The organism is Candidatus Blochmannia americanus (nom. nud.), from assembly GCF_059934915.1.
Map to the genome: position 1 here is coordinate 438,740 of NZ_CP011792.1, position 23,594 is coordinate 462,333.

At 29.3% G+C, this 23,594-nt stretch carries 21 protein-coding genes and 1 tRNA gene; 8 read left to right on the forward strand and 14 right to left on the reverse strand.

Features of this window, described 5'->3' with window-relative positions:
* The first annotated feature begins 1 nt into the window (after position 1).
* Positions 2 to 1,225, forward strand: a complete 1,224-nt coding sequence (sufS, locus tag Bamer462_RS01870; protein ID WP_500837989.1) for a cysteine desulfurase SufS — start codon at positions 2 to 4, stop codon at positions 1,223 to 1,225.
* A 22-nt stretch (positions 1,226 to 1,247) separates the two neighbouring features.
* On the forward strand, positions 1,248 to 1,688 hold the full coding sequence (locus Bamer462_RS01875) for a SufE family protein (RefSeq protein WP_500837440.1): 441 nt from the start codon (positions 1,248 to 1,250) through the stop codon (positions 1,686 to 1,688).
* A 170-nt stretch (positions 1,689 to 1,858) separates the two neighbouring features.
* Here Bamer462_RS01875 and Bamer462_RS01880 read toward each other — a convergent pair whose 3' ends face one another.
* Both Bamer462_RS01880 and Bamer462_RS01885 read right to left on the reverse strand, forming a co-directional pair.
* Positions 1,859 to 2,095, reverse strand: coding sequence for an LPP leucine zipper domain-containing protein (locus Bamer462_RS01880; protein WP_500837441.1), 237 nt, complete (start codon positions 2,093 to 2,095; stop codon positions 1,859 to 1,861).
* Between the two features lie 288 nt (positions 2,096 to 2,383).
* Positions 2,384 to 2,457: transfer RNA gene (locus Bamer462_RS01885), tRNA-Val, on the reverse strand.
* A 305-nt stretch (positions 2,458 to 2,762) separates the two neighbouring features.
* Here Bamer462_RS01885 and Bamer462_RS01890 point away from each other — a divergent pair.
* Entirely contained in the window at positions 2,763 to 3,383 is a 621-nt protein-coding gene (locus Bamer462_RS01890; RefSeq protein WP_500837442.1) for a riboflavin synthase subunit alpha, read from the forward strand.
* 162 nt (positions 3,384 to 3,545) lie between these two features.
* Positions 3,546 to 3,875, forward strand: coding sequence for a Grx4 family monothiol glutaredoxin (grxD, locus tag Bamer462_RS01895; protein ID WP_500837443.1), 330 nt, complete (start codon positions 3,546 to 3,548; stop codon positions 3,873 to 3,875).
* Positions 3,876 to 4,039: 164 nt separating this feature from the next.
* Here the strand turns inward: grxD and rnt are convergent, their stop codons facing one another.
* Entirely contained in the window at positions 4,040 to 4,693 is a 654-nt protein-coding gene (gene rnt, locus Bamer462_RS01900) for a ribonuclease T (protein ID WP_500837444.1), read from the reverse strand.
* Positions 4,694 to 5,492: 799 nt separating this feature from the next.
* On the opposite strand from rnt, the gene slyA reads away from it, so the two are divergent.
* From slyA to tyrS, 3 genes are all read left to right on the forward strand, one after another.
* Positions 5,493 to 5,927 (forward strand): transcriptional regulator SlyA, encoded by a 435-nt coding sequence (gene slyA, locus Bamer462_RS01905; protein WP_500837445.1) that lies wholly within the window; start codon positions 5,493 to 5,495, stop codon positions 5,925 to 5,927.
* 311 nt (positions 5,928 to 6,238) lie between these two features.
* A complete protein-coding gene (gene pdxH, locus Bamer462_RS01910) occupies positions 6,239 to 6,889 on the forward strand; it encodes a pyridoxamine 5'-phosphate oxidase (RefSeq protein ID WP_500837990.1) in 651 nt (216 codons plus the stop codon).
* A 117-nt stretch (positions 6,890 to 7,006) separates the two neighbouring features.
* Positions 7,007 to 8,290 (forward strand): tyrosine--tRNA ligase, encoded by a 1,284-nt coding sequence (gene tyrS / locus Bamer462_RS01915; protein WP_500837446.1) that lies wholly within the window; start codon positions 7,007 to 7,009, stop codon positions 8,288 to 8,290.
* Between the two features lie 108 nt (positions 8,291 to 8,398).
* Here tyrS and nth read toward each other — a convergent pair whose 3' ends face one another.
* Both nth and fumC read right to left on the reverse strand, forming a co-directional pair.
* Entirely contained in the window at positions 8,399 to 9,040 is a 642-nt protein-coding gene (nth, locus tag Bamer462_RS01920) for an endonuclease III (RefSeq protein ID WP_500837447.1), read from the reverse strand.
* Positions 9,041 to 9,135: 95 nt separating this feature from the next.
* Positions 9,136 to 10,539 carry a class II fumarate hydratase gene (gene fumC / locus Bamer462_RS01925; protein WP_500837991.1) on the reverse strand — a complete coding sequence of 468 codons (1,404 nt, stop codon included), beginning with the start codon at positions 10,537 to 10,539 and terminating at the stop codon, positions 9,136 to 9,138.
* 237 nt (positions 10,540 to 10,776) lie between these two features.
* Between fumC and Bamer462_RS01930 the strand changes: the two genes are divergently transcribed.
* Entirely contained in the window at positions 10,777 to 12,732 is a 1,956-nt protein-coding gene (locus tag Bamer462_RS01930) for an inverse autotransporter beta domain-containing protein (protein ID WP_500837448.1), read from the forward strand.
* A gap of 83 nt (positions 12,733 to 12,815) precedes the next feature.
* On the opposite strand, the gene Bamer462_RS01935 is transcribed toward Bamer462_RS01930, so the two are convergent.
* From Bamer462_RS01935 to serC, 9 genes are all read right to left on the reverse strand, one after another.
* The gene (locus tag Bamer462_RS01935; protein WP_500837449.1) at positions 12,816 to 13,427 is read right to left on the reverse strand and encodes a UbiX family flavin prenyltransferase; all 612 of its coding nucleotides are present in this window, start codon (positions 13,425 to 13,427) and stop codon (positions 12,816 to 12,818) included.
* Positions 13,428 to 13,799: 372 nt separating this feature from the next.
* Positions 13,800 to 14,570 (reverse strand): 3-deoxy-manno-octulosonate cytidylyltransferase, encoded by a 771-nt coding sequence (gene kdsB / locus Bamer462_RS01940; RefSeq protein WP_500837450.1) that lies wholly within the window; start codon positions 14,568 to 14,570, stop codon positions 13,800 to 13,802.
* Between the two features lie 10 nt (positions 14,571 to 14,580).
* Positions 14,581 to 14,748, reverse strand: coding sequence for a Trm112 family protein (locus Bamer462_RS01945; protein WP_500837992.1), 168 nt, complete (start codon positions 14,746 to 14,748; stop codon positions 14,581 to 14,583).
* 200 nt (positions 14,749 to 14,948) lie between these two features.
* Entirely contained in the window at positions 14,949 to 15,977 is a 1,029-nt protein-coding gene (gene lpxK, locus Bamer462_RS01950; RefSeq protein WP_500837451.1) for a tetraacyldisaccharide 4'-kinase, read from the reverse strand.
* Positions 15,977 to 17,728 (reverse strand): lipid A ABC transporter ATP-binding protein/permease MsbA, encoded by a 1,752-nt coding sequence (gene msbA, locus Bamer462_RS01955; protein ID WP_500837452.1) that lies wholly within the window; start codon positions 17,726 to 17,728, stop codon positions 15,977 to 15,979. The genes lpxK and msbA overlap by 1 nt, the downstream gene beginning before the upstream one ends.
* 570 nt (positions 17,729 to 18,298) lie before the next feature.
* Positions 18,299 to 19,993 carry a 30S ribosomal protein S1 gene (gene rpsA / locus Bamer462_RS01960; protein ID WP_500837453.1) on the reverse strand — a complete coding sequence of 565 codons (1,695 nt, stop codon included), beginning with the start codon at positions 19,991 to 19,993 and terminating at the stop codon, positions 18,299 to 18,301.
* A 75-nt stretch (positions 19,994 to 20,068) separates the two neighbouring features.
* Positions 20,069 to 20,788 carry a (d)CMP kinase gene (gene cmk, locus Bamer462_RS01965; protein ID WP_500837454.1) on the reverse strand — a complete coding sequence of 240 codons (720 nt, stop codon included), beginning with the start codon at positions 20,786 to 20,788 and terminating at the stop codon, positions 20,069 to 20,071.
* A gap of 132 nt (positions 20,789 to 20,920) precedes the next feature.
* Positions 20,921 to 22,219 carry a 3-phosphoshikimate 1-carboxyvinyltransferase gene (gene aroA / locus Bamer462_RS01970; RefSeq protein ID WP_500837455.1) on the reverse strand — a complete coding sequence of 433 codons (1,299 nt, stop codon included), beginning with the start codon at positions 22,217 to 22,219 and terminating at the stop codon, positions 20,921 to 20,923.
* A gap of 132 nt (positions 22,220 to 22,351) precedes the next feature.
* Positions 22,352 to 23,440 (reverse strand): 3-phosphoserine/phosphohydroxythreonine transaminase, encoded by a 1,089-nt coding sequence (serC, locus tag Bamer462_RS01975; protein WP_500837456.1) that lies wholly within the window; start codon positions 23,438 to 23,440, stop codon positions 22,352 to 22,354.
* Positions 23,441 to 23,594: the final 154 nt, after the last annotated feature.

Genomic DNA, 23,594 nt, shown 5'->3' on the forward strand with positions numbered 1-23,594 from the left:
GATAATTTATCCTATAGAAAAAATTAGATCTGATTTTCCTATATTAAGCCGCACTGTAAATCAACATCCTCTTACTTATCTTGATAGTGCTGCATCCGCTCAAAAACCTAATGTTGTCATAGATTCACAAACTAACTATTATCGTAATGAATATGCTGCCGTACACCGAGGTATTCATACGTTGAGCACTAAATCTACTAATCAAATGGAAAAAATACGCCTGCATATAGCTAATTTTATTAATGCATCTAGAGAAGAAATCGTTTTTGTTAAAAGTACTACGGAAGCTATTAATTTAATTGTTAACAGTTGGGGGGCTAATTTTATAAATTATGGAGATAATATTATCATTAGTGAAATGGAACACCATGCTAATATTATTCCTTGGCAAATGTTAGCAAAACATAAAAAAATTATATTACGTTATGTACCACTCACTCCTAATGGTACATTAGATATCTCCAGTTTATCGAAACTTTTAGATCATCGTACTCGATTTTTATCGATATCACATATGTCTAATATTTTAGGCACGATTAATCCATTAACAGAAATAATCAATATAGCTCGAAAAAAAAGCAATGCTTTGATATTAATAGACGGAGCGCAGGGCATTGTACATCAAGTAGTAGATGTACGAAAGTTGGATTGTGATTTTTATGTATTTTCTGGGCATAAAATATATGGGCCTTCCGGTACTGGCATTATGTATGGGAAAAAAGAATTACTTCAAAAAATGCCCCCATGGATAGTAGGAGGAGGAATAGTTCAGAATGTAAGTTTAATTCATGGCACAACATTTGTTGACGCTCCTTGGAAATTTGAGTCAGGCTCTCCCAATATTAGTGGTATCATAGGGTTAGGTAATGCTATCGAATACGTCCAAGCAATAGGTATGAATAAAATTTATGATTATGAAGATCAACTAATGCATTATGCTGTAGATACACTGAAAAAAATTCCGGATCTGATGTTATACGGACCAAATACACGAGTTGGTATTATTGCTTTTAATTTGGGAATACACCACTCATATGACGTTGGGATGTTATTAAATCAATATGGTATTGCTATACGTACAGGACATCATTGCGCAATGCCCACTATGAATTATTTTGCAGTACCAGGTATGTGTCGTGCATCATTAGCAATGTATACAAACACAGAAGATATTGATCGTTTAGCACGTGGCCTGATGAGAGTACAACATTTACTAAACCAATAATAATATTAATACTGAAAAGACGATGGTAAATTTTCCAACAAAAACTCAATTATTGCGAAACTTCTTTAGTTGTATTAATTGGGAAGAAAAATACATATATATCATTGATCTTGGAAAATTATTACCTAAATTTCCAGAAAGTATGCGAACACAACAATATTTAATTTCTGGATGTCAAAGCCAGACATGGATTGCCTTGACTACTTCTACTGCCATAGCGGCTCCTAACGATTTAATAGAATTATATGGATATAGTGACTCTTCTATTGTCAAAGGAATTATCAGTATAATATTCAGTTTATATCAAGGATTAAGTTTAAAAGAAGCCACTAATACTGACGTTAAACCTTTTTTAATAAATCAATTGCAATTAAAGCATAACCTGACTATATCACGGTCCCAAGGGATATACTTGATACTAGATTCTATACACCTTCAAGCTAATACACTATATAAATTATAGTATCTTTATTCTATATACTTACTCTATGTAGAATTGATATTCGTTATTTCTCATCTTTAACAGTATATTTGATTACTATATTCTTTATGATCATTAGTTCTAATAATTAAGTAAATTGCTGTTTTATAGAAACTTCTATATATTCTTTATATATATATATTTATCTATCATTACTTATGATAAGAATTAATTTGATTATCAATACGTTGATTAGCTCGTGCTGCTTCATTTTTATTTTTCTCTATTTCTGGGCGCAAAGTATCGATATCATTACTTATTTGATCAATTCTTTCATTTAAATCATGAACTTCAGAAGATAATTCTTTCATTTTAGTCGTGCTTGCACAACTAACTAATACAAAAGAACTGAAAATCATTGCAAAACATGTTAATCTATTATTGTTCATTTTTTGATGCTCCCCTATATTAAACGCATTCTGATTACATTTAAATCATATAAAGTTACATATTAATACATAATCAATCATTTTATTGGTTCTTTACATGAACACACTGCCGTACCATATTTATTACATTAAATAGATTATACCGCCAATATTCTGATCGCTTATATAGCAATAAAACTTAGTTGTATTAAATCTAATATACAAGATAACCTTGAGACCTCATTTTTTATTTATACACAAAATTTTATACTACAATTTTATTCGATACCTGATATATACCGCAATTAATGCGTTCTAATGGACTTGAACCATCGACCTCTACCATGTCAAGGTAGTGCTCTAACCAACTGAGCTAAGAACGCACAATGATACAATGATCATATATCTGTTATTTATTTGAATTTCTACTAATATGTATTATTTATTTTCTCTTTTTAAATTTTAAAAAATTTTTCATTAAAAATAAATAACAAAACACCTAATTTATATCAGAATACCCGTAATTTTATCATACATCAAATGTTGTTAAAATGGCTTGTTTCATAAAATTCAGGTTTTTTATCATAATAATTGCAATCTTTTAAAGTTGTATTTAATATAAAAGAAGTATATGTTATATTTACATTTAAATATGATTTAACATAATACAAAATAGTATTTGAAGAATATGTTTTCAGGTATTATACAAGCTGTTGTTCCTGTGCATACAATTTATGAGGCAACTAATTTCAGAACTTGTATAGTTTTACTACCCATACATCTGCTTTCAAATTTAAAAATTGGTTGTTCTATATCAAATAATGGATGTTGCTTAACAGTTATTGCTATTAAATATAATTTAGTCACTTATCATGTGATACATGAAACATTAAAATCGACTAATATGGGCATATTAAAATTAGGAGATTTAATTAATATCGAAAGATCGTTAAGTTATCATTCTGAAGTTGGTGGACATTTAATGACAGGTCATATTGATTGTACTGGAAAAATAAAAAAAATAATTATCTCAAAAAACAATAGAATAATATGGTTTAGTATAAAAAAAAAATGCTTTCAAAAATATATTTTACCAAGAGGATCAATTGGCGTAGACGGGGTAAGTCTGACAGTAAGCAAAATCATTAATAATTATATACGTGTTTGTTTAACTCCATATACTGTAACACAAACAACATTTGGATGTAAACAGATAGGCGACATAGTAAATATTGAAATTGACATTATCACAAAATCTGTTATAAACGGTGTTGAGAGAACGTTTTCGATTGTTAATGTCAAAAAATAATATAATTTTTGTTATAAATATAAAATATATACACATGAATTGTGTATATACTAAATTGATAAGATTTTATGTAGGGTATCGAATTTTTTAATTTAAATTAACATAAATAAATTTAAATAATTTAAATTTATTAAATATAATTTAACTTTTAACATGAAAAATATGAACAATACAATAGAAAAAATTAAAAATCAAATAGAAGAAAATCCTATTATTTTATACATGAAAGGTACTCCTAATTCTCCTAAATGTGGTTTTTCATCAAGAGCTGCACAAATGTTATCTATTTGTATAGAATCATTTTTTTACATCGATGTATTGGTTCATGCAGATATTAGACAGGCGTTACCAACATTTTCTAATTGGCCTACCTTCCCTCAATTATGGGTAGAAGGGAAATTAATAGGAGGGTCTGATATTATCACTAATATGAGTCGTAATGGAAAGCTAAAAGTTTTAATTGACCAGGTTAAAATAAGACATAATTTGTAATTAAATATATTTTTTGTTTTAGAAATAGGTGCGGTGCACATATAATATAGTATTTATTTAATTTACATAAATATTAAAAAAAATAAATAAAAATATATTTTTTCTATGAGTTATGTACTTAACCATAACAGGAAGAACTATAAATTGATGAAAATTGATATTTATTAAGGCCCATTGCGACAATCAGGTAACGGCCAACCACCGAGTCTCTTCCATCTATTTACCAATTCACAAAATAACATTGCAGTTCGTTCAGTATCATATAATGCAGAATGTGCTTTGTTTTTATCAAAAAAAACGCCCGCACGCGCACACGCCCTAGCTAATACAGTTTGACCGAATACTAATCCGCTTAAGGTTGCAGTATCGAACATAACAAAAGGATGGAATGGATTATTTTTCATAAAACTTGTACGTTTTACTGCTGCCATTAAAAAACTATGATCAAAAGACGCATTATGCGCTACAATAATGGCACGATTACATTCTTGAGTTTCAATACCTTGATGCACCATTTTGAAGATTTTATTTAATGCCTCTTCTTCTGTCACTGCAATTCGTAAAGGATTACTCAAATCAATGCCATTAAATGCTAAGGATTCTGGTTGAATAACAGCGCCCGGAAATGACTGAATATGGAAATTAAGAGCATCATCGACACCCAACCACCCATATTCATCCATTTTAAGTGTAACAACAGCAATTTCTAGTAAAGCGTCGGTATCAGCATTAATACCCGCTGTCTCTACATCAACTACAACTGGATAAAATCCACGAAAGCGCGCTCGAAGAGTATTTTGATCATCTTTACAAATCATATGTCTTATAAAATATATTACATTATATAAACAATTCATATTACCACAAATTTTAATATATTTTCATAATTTATTGTGTGAAAATTATGATTAATTTTTCTTGTAAAATCATGAAAATCATGTTTTCAAAATAGTGTATTTGATGATACAAAAATGTAATTTATATAATGCATCTTTAGTTAAAATATTTATCAATTTTAAGATCACCACATACATTAACATTTGTTATCAATAGATATTGATATAAATAATTTTTAATTAATTAGAAAATTTAATCTTTAATACTAAAAAATATTGCAACATAATAACAAACTACAGTAATTTATTTTTACTCTCACATATGTAAAAAAGTACGTCTGTTTGTTGACATAAAAATAATGCACAATACCAATTTTTTAAAACATCATGCACCTCTTAATAATTCAAATTACCGTGCGTAATTATTAATCCAACGTGGATAATCAAACATAATTAATTTTTTAAATAATTATTAATAATCACATATTTTTACTTATTTCACATAAATATGAATTATTTAAAAAATTATTTTTAGTACAAGTATTAAAAATAATTTACATACAATAATAAATGTATGTTATACTTTAATGAGTTGAATTATACATAATAATGCATCTAATTGATAAACTATGATTACAATCATGCATTGTAATATTTTATATTACAATAGATATTGTAAATACGATTGTCGTTATAATAAAAAATTTATAAATTATCATCTAATTATTTAGAACAAATAACGTATTTAAATGAAACAGACTTAATTATAAGGAAAGAAAAATTGGAATCACCACTCGGATCAGATTTAGCACGTCTTGTAAGAATATGGCGCGCTTTAATTGATCACCGTTTAAAACCTTTAAAGCTTACACAAACACATTGGATTACATTGCATAATATTTGTAAATTACCTCCAGAACAATCTCAAATACAATTAGCAAAAGCTATAGGAATAGAACAACCATCTCTAGTGCGAACACTTGATCAACTTGAAGAAAAAGCGTTAATTATCAGACACATTTGTGTTAATGATCGACGAGCTAAGCAGATAAAATTAACTGAAAACGCTGGACCTGTTATTAATGAAGTAAATCGTGTTATTTCTACCACTAGAAATGAAATTTTTAATGAAATTAGTCATGAAGAAATTATTTTTCTAAATAGAATTATTTCTAAATTAGAAAAAAATATTATAAATTTACATAATAAAAGTTAACAATCTTCAATAATTAGAAGTATGTACCGTCAAATCAGACAAAATAAATTTATACGTATTATTTTTAGAATCTCATATAAGAAGACATATATATCAATCAATCAACTTAAAACATCATAATTAATCAATTTTATCATAATGAGCCTTCCGTTAAATTTATATAGTTATACCTTAATATAATTAAGGTATAACTATATAAATCAATAAAATTATTGTTTTTATTTTTTATGATATTGCTATTTATTTTTGTTAAGTAATAACATATTTTTATGTTATTATATTTTGTGACGATTAATATGACGAAATATTTTATGCTAGTAAAAAAAACTGACATTTCAAACATTAGGCGAGAATACACATCTGGACAGTTACACCTATCAGATTTAACTCACCAACCTATTCAATTATTTGAAGTATGGTTATATCAAGCTTGTTTTTCAAAAATATCTGATCCCACTGCGATGTGTTTAGCTACAGTTGATAATACTGGTCAACCTTATCAACGTATAGTGTTATTAAAAAATTTTACTAATAAAGAAATGATATTTTATACGAATCTTAGTAGTCGTAAAGCTATGCATTTAGCCAATAATCCAAAAGTTAGTTTATGTTTTCTTTGGAGTATTATAGATAAACAAGTGATAATAACAGGAAGTGTTAATAAACTTTCAGAAAAAGAAGTTTTAACACATTTTTATACACGTCCAAAAGATAATCAAATTAGTACATGGGTATCCAATCAATCTAAAGTTATCTCCTCTAAAGATATATTAGAAAACAAATTTTTAGAGTTTAAAAAAAATTATTTATACAAAAAAATACCGTTTCCTGAATTTTGGGGTGGATACAAAATCAATATAAATAGTATGGAATTCTGGCAGGGTGGAAAACATCGTTTACATGACCGGTTTATATATCAACGATATAAACATACATGGTATATTTATCGTCTATCTCCTTAATCACAGCTAAAAATTCAATAATTTATATATTAGAAATAACACAACTAAATTAATACTATAGCATCGGCTCTATATATATAAAACTCTTGATTGCTTTACTCAAACTATATTATCTATATGAATAATAAAAATTTTAATATAATACAACATTTATGTGCACGTGATTTGATAGCACAAATTACAAATAAAGAAGCATTAATTAAAATATTAAGATCAGAATCAATAACTTTATATTGTGGATTTGATCCAACATCTGATAGCTTGCATATAGGGCACTTGTTACCACTGTTATGTTTAAGAAAATTTCAAACATCTGGACATCGTCCTATAATTTTGTTAGGAGGGGGTACTGGATTGATTGGAGATCCAAGTTTTAAAAGTTCAGAACGAAAACTTAATTTAATTCACACGACACAAAAATGGGTGGAAAAAATTAAACATCAGGTGTCTTTATTCCTGGATTTTTCTTGTAATCAACACTCGAAAGCTTATATAGTTAATAACTATGATTGGTTATCTTCTATATCGCTCTTAACTTTTTTAAGAGATATTGGTAAATTTTTTTCTGTAAATAAAATGATAAATAAAGACGCTATAAAAAAACGATTACAACAAAATAATGATGGAATTTCTTATACTGAATTTTCCTATAATTTATTACAAAGTTATGATTTTGCTTATTTGTATAAAAATTATAACGCAATACTCCAAATTGGAGGTTCCGATCAATGGGGTAATATTGTGTCAGGTATTGATTTAGTGCGTCGAATATATAAAAAAACCATTTATGGGCTTACTGTACCTTTACTTACTAAATCTGATAATACTAAATTTGGAAAAACAGAAAAACATACAATATGGTTAGATTCAAAAAAAACTAGTCCTTATAAATTTTATCAGCATTGGATTAATTCTTCCGATAAAGAAGTATATCATTTACTTAAATCCTTTACCAACATCGATATGGATACAATTAATATATTAGAAAAAAAGGATAATATTAGTAATACAAAACCAAAAGCTCAGACTATCTTAGCAGAAGAAATGACCCGATTAGTTCACGGCAAGGAAGGATTAAAAAGCGCTCAAAAAATTACCAACAATCTCTTTACAGGACAAATATATAAATTAACTTTAAATGATTTCGACCAATTATTTCAGGATGGCGTACCGACTGTTCTCCTTAAATCAGGTATTACATTGCAACAAGCATTAGTAGAATCTAAATTAGCATCTTCTCGAACACAAGCGCGAGAACTAATTGCATCCAATGGCATCACTATAAATTTAAAAAAACAATCAAAAACTGAATATATTTTATCTGCCATTGACAGGTTGTATGATCGTTATACGTTATTAAAACGCGGAAAAAAACACTATTGTTTAATCAAATGGGAATAAGTTATTGCATAACAACACATTAATACACAATTAATTTATATTTTAATAATATATGATAGATATCATATATCTTATATACCATGTCAAATATTAATTTAATCTATCATTTTATGATAAAAATTGATTTTTTTCTTTAAATTCACACAGATCTTTGATCACACAAACACGACAATTTGGATGTTTGGCTCTACAGACATTTCTGCCATGTAATACTAACCACTTATGACAATTATTTTTAAATTCTTTAGGAACAACTGACAGCAACTTATTTTCTACAGATAAAACATTATTTCCTATTGCAAAACCACTGCGATTACAAAATCTAAATACATGTGTATCCACTGCGATTGTAGGCCAACCGAAAATTAAATTTAAAATAATATTAGCAGTTTTACGTCCAACTCCAGGTAAAGATTCTAGTTCAATGCGACTTGAAGGAATTTTATTATTGTACTTTGTAATTAACAAACAACAAGTATCAATAATATTTTTAGCTTTAGTATTAGATAAACCAATAGATTTAATATAATTTTTGATCCCATCTATACCAAGAGATAACATACTTTTTGGTGTATTAGCTACTTTAAATAAATTTTTTGTTACTTTGTTAACTTGGGTATCTCTTGTTTGAGCCGAAAGCAATACTGCAATCAATAACTCAAATTCCGATCGATAAATCAATTCAATGACTGGATGAGTATTATTCTCTCGTAATTTACACAAAATTTGATATCGTTTAATACGATTCATTGATAACACTTCATTCTTTTTGATAATATTTTATCTGCATCATCCGTATACTTCCGTTGGTTAAATCAATCCATATTACTATTTGTAATAACTATTTATAACATTTCTGAAGAGTTAATCATATTTTCTGGACAAACCCATTTGTCAAATTGTTGCTCATTTACATAACCTAATTGCAATGCAGATTCTTTTAAACTTAACCCTTCTAAATACGCTTTTTTAGCAATTTCTGCTGATTTATCATATCCAATATAAGGACTTAACGCGGTAACCAACATAAATGAACTATCAAGTAATTTTTTAATTCGTTGATGGTTGGGTTGAATTCCTGCAACACAATATTTGTGAAAGCTTTCGATGCCATCTGATAGTAAACGCACCGATTGTAAGAAATTATATATAATCAATGGCTTATATACGTTTAATTGAAAATGTCCAGATGCACCACCAATATTTATGCTAACATCATTACCCATAATTTGAGAACACAACATAGTCATAGACTCACATTGAGTTGGATTAACTTTTCCGGGCATAATTGAGCTACCTGGTTCATTTTCAGGAATAATTAATTCTCCTATACCGCATCTAGGACCAGAAGACAATAAACGCACATCATTAGCAATTTTAGTCATAGAAACAGCTAAACCCTTTAAGGATCCATGACTATGTACCAATGCATCACATGTTGATAATGATTCAAATTTATTTGGTGCACTCACAAAATCACATTTAGTAAAAAGTGATAATACATCAGCAACACGGCCGGCATATTGTGGATGAGTATTAAGGCCTGTACCTACTGCTGTACCCCCTAATGCCAGTTCACGTAAATGAGGCATAGTGGTTTTTATATGGTCTATGTTATGTTCCAACATAGATACCCAAGCAGAAATTTCTTGTCCTAATGTCAACGGAGTAGCATCTTGAAGATGAGTTCGCCCAATTTTAATAACATTATTAAATTCAACAGATTTATCAAACAAAGTTTTTTTTAACATCTTAATTTTAGGTATCAATTCTTCATTTAAATCAACTACTGCTGCAATATGCATTGCGCTGGGAAAAACATCATTCGAACTTTGACTTTTATTAACATGATCATTTGGATGAATAAATATCCTGCTTGCGCTTCGTGTACTGCTTAATAATTTATTAGCTCGATTCGCTAAAACTTCATTCATATTCATATTGCTTTGAGTTCCAGATCCAGTTTGCCAAACTGATATTGGAAACTCGCCCTTATGCATTCCAGATAACACTTCATCTGCTGCTTGAATAATTGCTTGAGCTCGTGCATAATCTAACATTTTTAGATCATAATTTACCTGTGCTGCTGCACGCTTAATTTGTGCTAATGCTTTGATTAAAGAAAAAGGAATCTTTTCATCAGAAATTTTAAAATATTTTAACGCACGTTGTGTTTGCGCTCCCCATAATCGATTATTTGGCACTAAAACTGTACCCATAGTGTCCTTTTCAATACGCATTTCCATGATGAGAACCTTAATTATAATAAAAAAATTGATTTATTTTATTAATGATAAAAAATATAATCGATTATATACTATAAATTTAATGCATGATATAATGCAAAAATTAATTGTTATTTAAAATAGTAATTATATAACTTGTAATTTCGTATATATCTATTACTGCTTTAAAACAATAAAAACTAAATACAACGTATTCTATATTAGATGTAATATTTTCATATATTAATAAAAAAATTGCACATGCCGATATTTATTATATTAGGAATAATACTTCAGATATTCATACATAACGACGTTGCTTGGTGTCATACGCCAAGTAATCGTATGGTATTTAATGTCAGTAACAATAATATATTTCAAGGTGATTTACATAAACAAGAAATGAAGCTATATTCCTATAATCATTCTCCCTATACATTGAATAAATTGCGCGCCCATGCATATAATTATAAATCTCCATTTTCTTCTACTTACACATCTAAAATACAATTACAAAATGATGCGATAAACGTATTTCACTCATTTCATACGCAACAAAGCAAATATCAAAAAAGTTTATCTTTTATGCAATTAGGAATACGCAATATTTTATCAGAACATGTTTTTAATTTTGGAGGAGGGACAAGATATTTAGTTAACGATAAATATGCTATTGGATATAATACTTTTTATCTTTGTCCTATGTCTAACGCCAATCAAAATTCCCAACCATCCGCGATTAATATTGGTGTAGAATATTGGTTGAAAAATACATCATTTATGCTAAATAACTATTATAATTTAGATAATGTTTTTATTTCCACTAAAACATCATTGAAAAAATATAATATACACTGTCCCAGAAGTGGTTATCAACTACACATCCAAACCAAATTTCCGCACTTTTCTGAATTTACTGGAAAAATAAAATTAGAACAATTTATTTATGATAAAAAATATAAAAATTGTTCTGATAAAAAAAATAATGATCATTGTTTATCCTTAGATCTACATTATCAACCCATACCTATATTAGGTTTTAGCATAAGTAACATTTTTATAAATAAAAAATATAATAATACTATTTGCCAGGTATTAATAGATTACCAATTTGGTACTCCTCTTATAAAACAAATGAGTTGTATAAATAAACAAAATAAATCAATACTGAACAATCTTGATACTATCATACAACCATTTATACCTGATTTCATTCAATGTCATGATTATATTATGCTTAATAAAGATAATCATGTTAAATCACTTCAATCCACTCAAAAAATAACAGGTTATCCTGGTGAAGTTAAAATCATTACAATCGATAATAGCAATGATAAATCTGTATTATGGGATTTTCAATTATTGCAAAATCAAGGAGGAAATGTCGTTATGATAACAAATAATACTTATGCGATCTATTTCCCTAACCATCTTATTACACAAGAAGACAAAATTTTAATTTCATATATTACTGATTCAATGAAAACCTCTCAGGATCAAAAAAAACAAAATATACATATATTAGTAAAAGATTTTGCACAACAAAAATTTTTAAATACACACAAACCTGATGTTTCTGATATTGATGTAAATAATGACTCCGGAATTAATATTACAGAAAATACAACTGAACATCCAGTGTTAACTTGTAACGATGATGATGATTATCATAGTATAAAAAATAGTACTACATTAACCTTAGATGGGGTTACACAGCACCATAATGTACACGATGACAATGCGGCAACAATAAAAAAGACACAAAATACTACAGCAAAAGCTGATTGTTCATATTCAGATCCCCCTCCTCCCCCTCCGATGCCTCTTCCTTTTTTAGAAAAAGAGCCAGCATCAGAACTGAACGATGCACTGTTATCGTCCTGTTCTTCCGGATCTCTTTTAGATCAGCAAATGAATTCTGAAAGAACCGAAAATAAAAGCACATATGATGCTTTTACTAAACATTCTAAAATTGAATCAAACCAAAATGATGATTTATCGTATCGTTTGTTTCTACATAAACAAACTAAATTTGCTGATTTAGGTACTACAGAACATATCAATAAGCTCGAACATGCTATAAATGAACGAAAAAAAACTAAACATTTTAGCGATATGGAAAAAATGTTTATTAAATTAAATCTTCAAAAATCTTCGTCGTCTGCATCTGTTAGTGAAGATTATGCTACTGATGATAGCAACGATGATAGTTTTTAGCTCATAAATAAAAAGTAATATCTTTCTAAACACAGATAAGATTTTAAGTTACCAAATTAATTCTTCCTGTAATTTAAAAAAATCTAATCATCAATAACTAAATTATCGTGATGTTGATGCTTAATTCCAAGCCAAGTAGAAGAAATACTAGTATTGATTCCAAATAAATTTAAAGCTCTCACTACAGTATGATAAACGATATCATCTATAGTTTCAGGATGTATATAATACGCTGGAACAGGAGGCATAATCACTGCGCCAAATTCTGTTAACTTAACCATTGTGCGTAAATGTCCCAGATGTAATGGAGTTTCTCTGACCATTAATACTAATTTACGCTTTTCTTTTAACATTACATCTGCAACTCGACCAAGCAATGACGATGTCATTCCTGTACTAATTTCTGACATCGTCTTAATAGAGCATGGAGCAATTAACATACCTAACGTTGGAAATGATCCGCTAGCAACTGACGCTCCAATATCTTGTGGAAAATGCACAACATCTGCTAATTTATATATAGCTTGTTTGTTCATCTTTAACTCTTGTTGTAATATAATTAGCCCATTTCGAGTAACAATCAAATGAGATTCTATATTCATAGCGCATTTTTTTAATATAGCTAATGCTCGGATTCCGTAAATTCCACCAGATGCCCCTGATATTCCCACAACTAAACGTAATTGTTGCTTCATAATTATTTTTACGTCCCCCAAGTTAACATAAATAATCAATACACTTATTTATAATGTTTTAGTACCATGAGATGGTATCTCATGGTACTAAAACATTTATTTATGCTATAATGCTATAACTAATAGAAAAAATATTATATATATTTCACAAATTTTAAAGTGCTTATAATAAGAACAGATACCATCATTATGAATATAACAATCATAATAATCTCCAAATTATATATTAATAATATAAACATAGTATAAAAAATATATAAATTACTTAAATTATATTATATACTGACTTTAATAAGTAATTAAATAATTTATAGTATAAGTGATAAAAATATTATCTTCTGGAATCATATATAATTTATATATAAGTAATTATTATTTATTTTTTTCAAATAAAACATTTGCACATCTTAATGCTTCTGGAGTATCTACGCTAATATTAAACACATCATCAATTACAGATACATGTATTTTTTCTCCATGCCATAGTACTCGAAGCTGCTCAAGCTGTTCCAATTGTTCCAATGGACTTTTAGTCCATGCAATATAACGATGCAGAAACTTAACTTGATACGAATAAATACCAATGTGGCGTAACAACATTCTAGGCAATCTATTATCTAGAAGATTATCAGAGCATCCTTGATTCCATGGAATCAAGGAACGAGAAAAATAAAGAGCATGATTATACGTATTTATAACAACTTTAACCACATTGTAATCAAATGCCTCTTTTAAAGAATTTAGTGGTGTTGCCAATGTAACCATGCTAGTAGTAGGGTTAACCGCACACAAAGTACTGGCTAACTGACGAATCATAATAGATGACAGCAAGGGTTCATCTCCTTGAAGATGCACAATAATCTGATTGTCTGAGAATTTATAATTAGTAGCTATTTCTGAAAGACGTTCAGTACCTGACTGATGAGTAGCCCGAGTTAAACATACCTCGCCTTTAGATTTTTCTGATTCGATTGCTCGAGCTATACGAGCGCTATCAGTAGCAATTATTACTTTATCAGCACCAGAATCTAAAGCATTTTCCATAACACGAACAATCATAGGTTTGCCATGAATATCTGCCAAAGCTTTTCCAGGAAAACGTCTTGAAAAAAATCGGACAGGTATAATTACTACAAAATTCATATTCTACCTTTTATAGTATAAAACTACGTGCATCTTTCTTTAAAAGAACTGGGATTCCTTTTCTTATTGGGAAAGCTAAATTATCAATATTACAAATTAGTTCTTTTTTTTCTAAATCCAAAAATAATTTTGAATAACATACAGGACACACTATTATCTTTAATAACTGATATTTCATCATAATACCACTAAATCGGTAAACATTAATTTTAATACACATTAACACAATAAAAGCATATAATCTTCTCAATATAGAAGATGTTTAATTATTTAAATAAATTATTTTACTAAAAAATAATTGTTTTACATATATATATATGTAAATATATGTAGAAATATTTTTTCCACACTTTCTATATGAAAATGTATGCTATTGTCTTAATACGTCGAATTGCTCTGCGTGTCAAATTTCAAATCCTTATAATATCTAATTTTATCTTCCACTGCGCACAATAAATTATTCGTATCCATTTTATTGATTTTCACTTCTATATGCACATACCACCAGTTATCATGAGCAAAATCTAGACATTTAATAGCATCTTTTTCAGTCATTAATAATATCTCATCTTTTTTAACGAGAGATGCTAACATTTTTTCAGAATATATATGATGGTCAGAAAATGCAATGGATTTGATAGGAGTAATACCATAACTTTGTAAAGTATTAAAAAACTGAGCAGGATGTCCAATTCCTGCTATAGCTACAACATTATCTGAAAAATTAAGAGGTCTGTGTTCTCCTGTCAAGATATTTATTACAGTACTAGGATATAATTGCATTAATACTTCCCCAGATTGTATTCTTTTTCCTGATCCATTTGCAATAACTGCTTGCACTTCATGAAGTCTATTAATACGTTCACGCATGGGACCTGCTGGTAATAAATAACCATTTCCAAATCGGAATGAACTATTAATTATTACCCATTCTATATCTCTGAAAAGCGCATAATGTTGTAATCCATCATCACTGATGATAAGATCTAGTTTTTGTATCTTCAATAATGCAGCTACCGCATCAGCACGTTTCGGAGAAACAGCTACTAATACTCCGGTACGTTTCCAAATCAACATAGGCTCATCGCCACACTCATTACTATGAGTATTTGTATTAATAATAATCGGATAGTTCCTAGATCTACCTTTGTAACCTCTTGAAACTACCCCAACCTGCCAATCACGATATTTTAGCTGTTCTATTAACCACAATACCATCGGAGTTTTTCCATTCCCTCCTATTGTTAAATTGCCAATAATTACTATTGGCACCGAAAATTTATATACTTTACGCCATCCATATCGATAACTAATACGATTCAATGTACTTACTAAACCATATAACCAAGAGAATGGCAGCAGAAATAAATAACAAAACGATGATCTAAACCAAATATAAGTAAACATTAAGAAAATTGTAACTTATATAACTGAGCATAAATCCCTTGTTGCTGTATTAAAACTTCATGTACACCACGTTCTATAATATAACCATTTTCAATCACCAATATTTCATCTGCGTTTTCAACAGTAGACAAACGATGAGCTACTACCAATGATGTTCTATTTTTTTTTAATATTTCAAGCGATTTGTGAATAACATATTCTGATGCAGAATCCAAAGCAGAAGTAGCTTCATCAAAAACTAAAACCGGGCAATCCCTTAATAAAGCACGTGCAATAGCAATACGCTGACGTTGACCGCTAGATAATAGTATTCCATTTTCTCCTATAATAGTATCTAATCCATTTTTCATGTTAGAAATAAAATCCATAGCACTTGCCATATGAGCTGCAGTTTCGATGGATTCTCTAGAATAAAAATTTCTGCGTGCATATGCGATATTATTTGCAATAGTATCATTAAACAAATGAACATTTTGAGATACTACAGCGACTTGATTACGCAAAGAAGAGAGTTTATAATTATTTAAATTAAAACCATCAAGCAATATACGTCCCTTGTTTATATCATAAAAACGAGTTAATAAATTTACGATAGTAGATTTTCCAGCACCAGATCGGCCTACTAGAGCCACAGTTTTTCCTGCTTCAACAGTAAAAGTAATTTTAGAAAGCGATGGTGTATTCTTTTCAGGATAAAAAAAAGTAACATTATCGAAAACAATATGTCCCTTTACTCGTTTAATATCTAATACGCCTTGATCTTTTTCTGTTTCCAAATCTAAAATAGCAAATAAAGTTTGACAAGCCGCCATTCCTCGTTGAAATTGAGCGCTAACATTAGTCAAAGACTTTAATGGTTTCATCAAAACTATCATGGATGAAAAAATAACAGTAATAGTTCCAGCAGTAAGCATTTCCATAACACTTGGAATACTCGCAGCATACAACACAAACGCTAATGCTAATGACGCAACAAATTGAATTAATGGATCAAAAATAGATGAAGTTTGAACCATCTTCATACTTTGTTGTCTCATACGATTACTTACGCAATTAAATCTATCTTTTTCTGTATGTTGGCCTCCAAATATTAATACTTCTTTATGTCCTTGCAGCATTTGTTCAGCACTGTTGGTTAATTGACCCATAGTACTCTGCATTTTTTTACTGATTAATCTGAATCTATGAGAAACAAGTTTAATAGTGATCGATACTATTGGAGCAATTAGTACTAAAATTAATGATAACTGCCAACTATAATAAAACATCATTATACATAAACCAATAATAGATGCTCCCTCTCGAATAACAGTGACTAATGCCCCAGAAGAAGAAGAAGCAACTTGATCAGCATCATAAGTAATTCTAGACACTAATGTACCAGTAGATTGTGTTACAAAAAATGAAACCGGCATATTCATAATATGTTTAAATAACGCACGTCTCATCTGCATTACTACTTTTCCAGATACCCAAGATATACAATAAGTAGACGCAAAACCACTAAAACCGCGAATACCCATTAATCCCACTAAAGCTAATGGCATCCACACAAACACATCTTTATTAGCTCGTCCAAAACCATCATCAAGCAAAGGTTTTAACAACGCTAACATCAGTGCATCACTTGTTGCATTTAAAATCAAAGTAATAGACGCAACGACTAAACCTACTCTAAAGGGAAAAATTATTGGCCAGAGACGACGAAAAGTTTGCCAAGTAGAAAAATTATTTTTATTGTGCTGCGACATTTATGTCCCTGCAGTCAGAATTTATTTGATACCAAGCATAAAAGTAAATCTCTATCAACACAACCATGGAATACAGAATATTAAAACTTACTAATATTCGTTCAAAATTTTACAACATATATTGTGATAAAAAATAAAAATTAATACATCTATATACAAATACCATTTTTTAATATAAATAATCATATTTTTAATTTTTAATATATTCTTTTAATGATATTAAAAGACATGAACTGAATTTACGATAACTTCAATAATCATACAACATTTATTATACATATTATTTTATTCATTTAATATCAACCAAATAATTTATTTATCTAAAATAAATATATAATTAACGATATAATCCTGCTTGTTCAAAAAAAATGCACTAACCTCATTGCATCTAATGTAATACAACAAAATTGTAACTATCAACCAATACAGCCATACGCTTTGTCTTATTATAAAAAAACTTCTTCTTAAAAAAATTATTCTCATTTATTCTGCGGTTTATTGCTTATATTTAAGTAACTGTAACACATTAATAGATTAATATATATATACAAAAATTATTTAATAAAATAACTACTCATTTTTAGTGGCTGCTTTAAATGCTTCAACCATGACACTAGAAAAATTTTTTTCTTTCTCTTTTTTATGATTATCAACGATATTCATATCTGATTGTTGCATTGGATCATATATGTTACATTCAGATAAATTTATGATTCTATTTTTACGATCTACCCCATCTAATATTGCTTCTACGTCATTACCTATATGTAATGACGTATATATTTGTTGATTAGCAGATTTATTATGTGATATATTATGAGTATATAGATACCCAATTACAGTGTTATCACTTAATGTGATAGTTGCCCCTCCCTTCTCATCTACGGAAATGATTCTTCCAGATACTATGCTTCCTTTTTTATGAGTAGATAAATATATATTTAAAGGATCTTCTGTTAACTGTTTTATACCTAAAGAAATACGTTCACGTTCTGCATCTACTTGCAGCACCACAGCCATTATTTCATCGCCCTTTGTATATTTATTCATAGCTTCTTCATTAGATAAATACCAAGAAATATCAGAAAGATGAACTAAACCATCGATACCTCCTTCTAATCCTATAAAAATACCAAAATCAGTAATCGATTTTATACTTCCCATAACTCGGTCGCCTCGATTATACATATCTGCAAATTTCTGCCATGGATTAATTTTACATTGTTTTAATCCTAAAGAAATTCTTCGACGTTCTTTATCGATATCTAATACCATTACTTCAACAGATTCCCCCACTGTAACTACTTTAGAAGGATGGATATTTTTATTAGTCCAATCCATCTCAGATACATGCACTAATCCTTCTATTCCATCTTCAATTTCAATAAAACACCCATAGTCAGTTAAATTAGTTACTTTTCCTATCAATTTACTCCCTTCTGCATGACGTTGAACAACAGCTGCCCATGGATCTTCCTCTAACTGCTTGAGACCTAAAGATACACGAATACGCTCTCGGTCAAATTTTAACACCTTAACAATAATTTCATCTCCAATATTTACTATATCGCTAGGATGTTTGACACGTTTCCATGCCATATCAGTAATATGTAACAAACCATCTACACCTCCTAAATCAATAAAAGCACCATAGTCAGTTAAATTTTTCACTACCCCTTTAATTGCTATCCCTTCATGTAATTTATTTAATAATTGATCGCGTTCAACACTATTTTCGGATTCTATTACGGCACGACGAGATACTACAACATTATTACGCTTATGATCTAATTTAATTACTTTAAATTCAAATACTTGCCCCTCTAAACATGAAGTATCACGTATTGGTTTCACATCTACTAAAGAACCAGGTAAAAAAGCACGTACACCATTTAGTTCAACAGTAAATCCTCCCTTTACTTTTCCATTAATAATACCTGTAACAGTAGTCGTTTCTTGATATGCCTGCTCTAATGATAACCAAGATTCATAGCGTTTTGCCTTTTCACGAGATAATACGGTCTCTCCAAATCCATCTTCTACTGCATCCAATGTGACATCAACATAATCGCCAACTGAAACCTCTAATTCTCCTTGAGAATTATAAAACTGATCAATAGGAATAGAGGATTCTGATTTTAATCCTGCATCGACTAACACAATATCTTTAAAAATAGCAACAACAACTCCACGCACAATGGATCCAGGACAAGTTTCTATTTTTTTTAAAGATTCTTCAAATAGCTGAGCAAATGATTCTGTCATTTTTATAATCTTCAATTTTTAATTAACGTCCATCATATTTCCATGCTTGATGGGGTTATAACAAACATCTCATAACTATCCTTGATTATGAGTAATATTATATAGCACTCTTGATGAGAATACTAGACTCTCTCTAATATACATAAGTACTTTAGATTTTACTTCTTCTGCAGATAAATAGGTCGAATCTAATATTAATGAACCAATCGCAGGAGTTAACGGCGCTGATCTTCGGTTATAATCACGATCGTCTCGTTCTTTTATTTGTGATAATATAAACTTAAAATTAACATTAAAATTTTTTTTCTGCAACTGATGTAATCTACGACGTCTTCTTTCCTTAAAAGAAGCATAAAGAAAAATTTTTAATTCTGCATTAGGAAATACTACCGTTCCCATATCACGTCCATCCGCAACAAGCCCTGGGCGTTGACAAAATGTACGTTGATATGTCAATAAATTCTTACGTACTTGTGAAAAAATAGCAATTTTAGATGCATAATTTCCTATAGTTTCCGTATAGATATCTTTTCTAACATCTTTGCCATTAAATAATACAAAAAAACTATTTTTATCATTTATAAAAGTTATTTTAATCGCATCGGTCAGTAAAGATACCTTTTTCTCATTATTAATATCAATTTTATTTTCTAAAGCTACTAAAGCTAAAACCCGGTAAATAATTCCTGAATCCAATATATTCCATCCAAGAATTCGTGCTAATCTCTTAGATAAAGTTCCTTTACCTACTCCACTGGGGCCATCAATAGTAATAACTGGAAATATATCACTCACAAATCATCTCCTTGTAGCACGCGGTTCTTATTGTACAATGATAATATCTAATTATTTTAACAAAATTCAATCATCATACACTTTCATACATACAATGTATATTATATTGTATGCCACACAGTATATTAAATCTTACCGGAAAACACTAATACCAGATAATTGTGTGAAAAAATCTGGAAAAGTTTTATAAGTACATTTAGGATTATTAATTATAATTGAAACATCTGATAAAGCTACCAACGAAAAACACATCGCTATACGATGATCATCATAAGTATTAATATAAGCTGATTCTATTTTGATTGGAGGAGTAATTTTTAAATAATCATAACCCTCTACTATATCTGCTCCTGTTTTTCGTAACTCAGTAGCCATTGCGCTCAACCGATCACTTTCTTTCATTCTCCAATTATAAATATTACGTAATATCGTAGACCCATGATGCACAAATAATGCGGTAGTAGCAAGAGTCATGGCTGCATCAGGAATGTCATTAACATCTAAATCAACAGGATTAAGATTAGCTCCACGAGTACATTCTATATAATCATCACCCCACGCAATCCTTGCCCCCATTCTTTCTAATATGTTAGCAAAATAAATATCTCCTTGTTTGCTATGCTTCCCAACTCCTATAACTCGAACAGTACCTCCCCGAATAGCTGATGCTGCTAAAAAATAAGAAGCACTCGAAGCATCTCCTTCCACTGAATAATATCCAGGTGATTGATATGCCGTATTTCCTGTGCAATAAAAAATACGGTAATTTTCATGTTTTATGTGGATACCAAAAATTTTCATAAGAGATAAGGTAATATCAATATATGGTCTTGATACCAACGTTCCATGCACTTTAATAAGAGTATCCTTAGGGGCTAATGGAGCCATCATCAGCATAGATGATAAAAATTGACTAGAAATATTACCTTGAATATAAATTTCACCTCCATCATACCCTCCATATAACCGTACCGGAGGATAATTATCACATTCCATGTACTCAATATGCGCTCCTCCTTGTTTTAAGGCATCTACTAAATGTAAAATAGGCCTCTCTTTCATACGAGGATAACCAGTAAGTATAACATTTTGAGTCTTTACAGACAATGCTGCGATGAGAGGTCTCATAACAGTCCCAGCATTACCTAAAGATAAAATTAATTGATTATGGTTTTTCGATTGAAGCGCACCACCCACACCATTAATTTCACAAGTTTTTCTATCACTTGAAAGACAATATTCTATCCCTAAATCACGTAAGGCACCCAACATGAAACGTACATCATCGCTATCCAACAAATTAGTTAAATGAGTAATGCCTACGGATTGAGCTGCTAATAATAATGCTCGATTTGATATACTTTTTGACCCAGGAAGATAGATAGTTCCCTGTATTTTTTTTATAGGAGCTAATTTGATAAAATCATTCACTTTTTCACCAACTTTTTATACAAAATAAAACTAATTTTAAAAATTAATAGTTCACTAATCACTTTATAATAATAGTATATGATCATATTCAATGTTTAATTCATACATATGGAATATCATTACATATCTAATTTAGCGGTATTTTTCAGAAAACAATTGCATAAATCTCACTAATTTGAGTACACCTTCTAATGTCATGGCATTATATAAAGATGCCCGTATACCTCCGACTATTTTATGTCCCTTCAAACCATACAACCCAAAACATATTGATTCTTTTAAAAAAAGATTATTTAATTGATTGTTTTTTAAAAAAAAGGGTATATTCATATATGAACGATTAGATAAATTAACATTATTATAATAAAATTTACTGGAATCAATAGTATTATATAGAATTGATGATTTTTCTTTATTACGTTTATTAATTTCTTTTAATCCTCCTTGTTTTTTTAACCATTTAAACATTAAACCAGCAACATACCAAGACATAGTAGCAGGAGTATTAAACATTGAGCAATTATCAGATAAAATTTTATAATTTAAAATAGAAGGAACTGCTCTACGAGGTTCTTGTAATAAATCTTTTCGAATAATTATTACAGTTAAACCAGATATACCAATATTTTTTTGAGCTGCGGCATAAATTATTCCAAAACGGCTTATATTGATCGGACGTGATAATAAAGTTGAAGAACAATCTGCTATTACTATTTTTTCAGAAAAGTTTGGGGTTTCATACACAGCTATTCCATCAATAGTTTCATTAGGACAATAATGAATATACGAACTACTTGTAGAAATATCCCATTGAGACATCGGCTGAATGCTGTATAGTCCGTTTTTTTTACTGATCACATTAATTACGCGTGGATCACAATATTTTTTTGCTTCTATTGCTGCATTATACGACCAATACCCAGTATTTACATAATCAACGCTGTCTGAAGATGTTTTTAGTAAATTCATAGGAACCGCAGAAAATTGAGCTCTGCCCCCTCCATGACAAAATAAAACTTCATAATTTTTTGGAATATCAAGAAGATCACGCATATCTTGTTTCGCATCTTGCATTAACTGCAAAAATTCTTTACTACGATGACTTATTTCTATTACAGAAATACCCATGTGATTCCAATTATATAATTCTTCTTGAAATTGCCTTAATACTTCTCTTGGCAACATCGCTGGACCCGCGCTGAAATTAAATATTTTATTCATATAATAAACGATCAAAAACACTTAAATTAATCAAAAGTCATATCCATTTGTAATTAACTATTACTAAAAAATAACAAGCAAACATATACAACACAAAAAGCTTGATTTAATCTCATATTAAACAACACATTTTATCTATATTTTCACTCAATGT

Bases quoted from the DNA above. Each gene is read 5' to 3' on its own strand.
- lpxK (WP_500837451.1), bottom strand. From the start codon at position 15,977: ATGTTTACTTATATTTGGTTTAGATCATCGTTTTGTTATTTATTTCTG.
- Bamer462_RS01890 (WP_500837442.1), top strand. From the start codon at position 2,763: ATGTTTTCAGGTATTATACAAGCTGTTGTTCCTGTGCATACAATTTAT.
- grxD (WP_500837443.1), top strand. From the start codon at position 3,546: ATGAACAATACAATAGAAAAAATTAAAAATCAAATAGAAGAAAATCCT.
- Bamer462_RS01930 (WP_500837448.1), top strand. From the start codon at position 10,777: ATGCCGATATTTATTATATTAGGAATAATACTTCAGATATTCATACAT.
- rpsA (WP_500837453.1), bottom strand. From the start codon at position 19,993: ATGACAGAATCATTTGCTCAGCTATTTGAAGAATCTTTAAAAAAAATA.
- Bamer462_RS01935 (WP_500837449.1), bottom strand. From the start codon at position 13,427: ATGAAGCAACAATTACGTTTAGTTGTGGGAATATCAGGGGCATCTGGT.
- Bamer462_RS01880 (WP_500837441.1), bottom strand. From the start codon at position 2,095: ATGAACAATAATAGATTAACATGTTTTGCAATGATTTTCAGTTCTTTT.
- pdxH (WP_500837990.1), top strand. From the start codon at position 6,239: ATGCTAGTAAAAAAAACTGACATTTCAAACATTAGGCGAGAATACACA.
- tyrS (WP_500837446.1), top strand. From the start codon at position 7,007: ATGAATAATAAAAATTTTAATATAATACAACATTTATGTGCACGTGAT.
- serC (WP_500837456.1), bottom strand. From the start codon at position 23,440: ATGAATAAAATATTTAATTTCAGCGCGGGTCCAGCGATGTTGCCAAGA.
- Bamer462_RS01875 (WP_500837440.1), top strand. From the start codon at position 1,248: ATGGTAAATTTTCCAACAAAAACTCAATTATTGCGAAACTTCTTTAGT.
- nth (WP_500837447.1), bottom strand. From the start codon at position 9,040: ATGAATCGTATTAAACGATATCAAATTTTGTGTAAATTACGAGAGAAT.
- kdsB (WP_500837450.1), bottom strand. From the start codon at position 14,570: ATGAATTTTGTAGTAATTATACCTGTCCGATTTTTTTCAAGACGTTTT.
- Bamer462_RS01945 (WP_500837992.1), bottom strand. From the start codon at position 14,748: ATGAAATATCAGTTATTAAAGATAATAGTGTGTCCTGTATGTTATTCA.
- msbA (WP_500837452.1), bottom strand. From the start codon at position 17,728: ATGTCGCAGCACAATAAAAATAATTTTTCTACTTGGCAAACTTTTCGT.
- rnt (WP_500837444.1), bottom strand. From the start codon at position 4,693: ATGATTTGTAAAGATGATCAAAATACTCTTCGAGCGCGCTTTCGTGGA.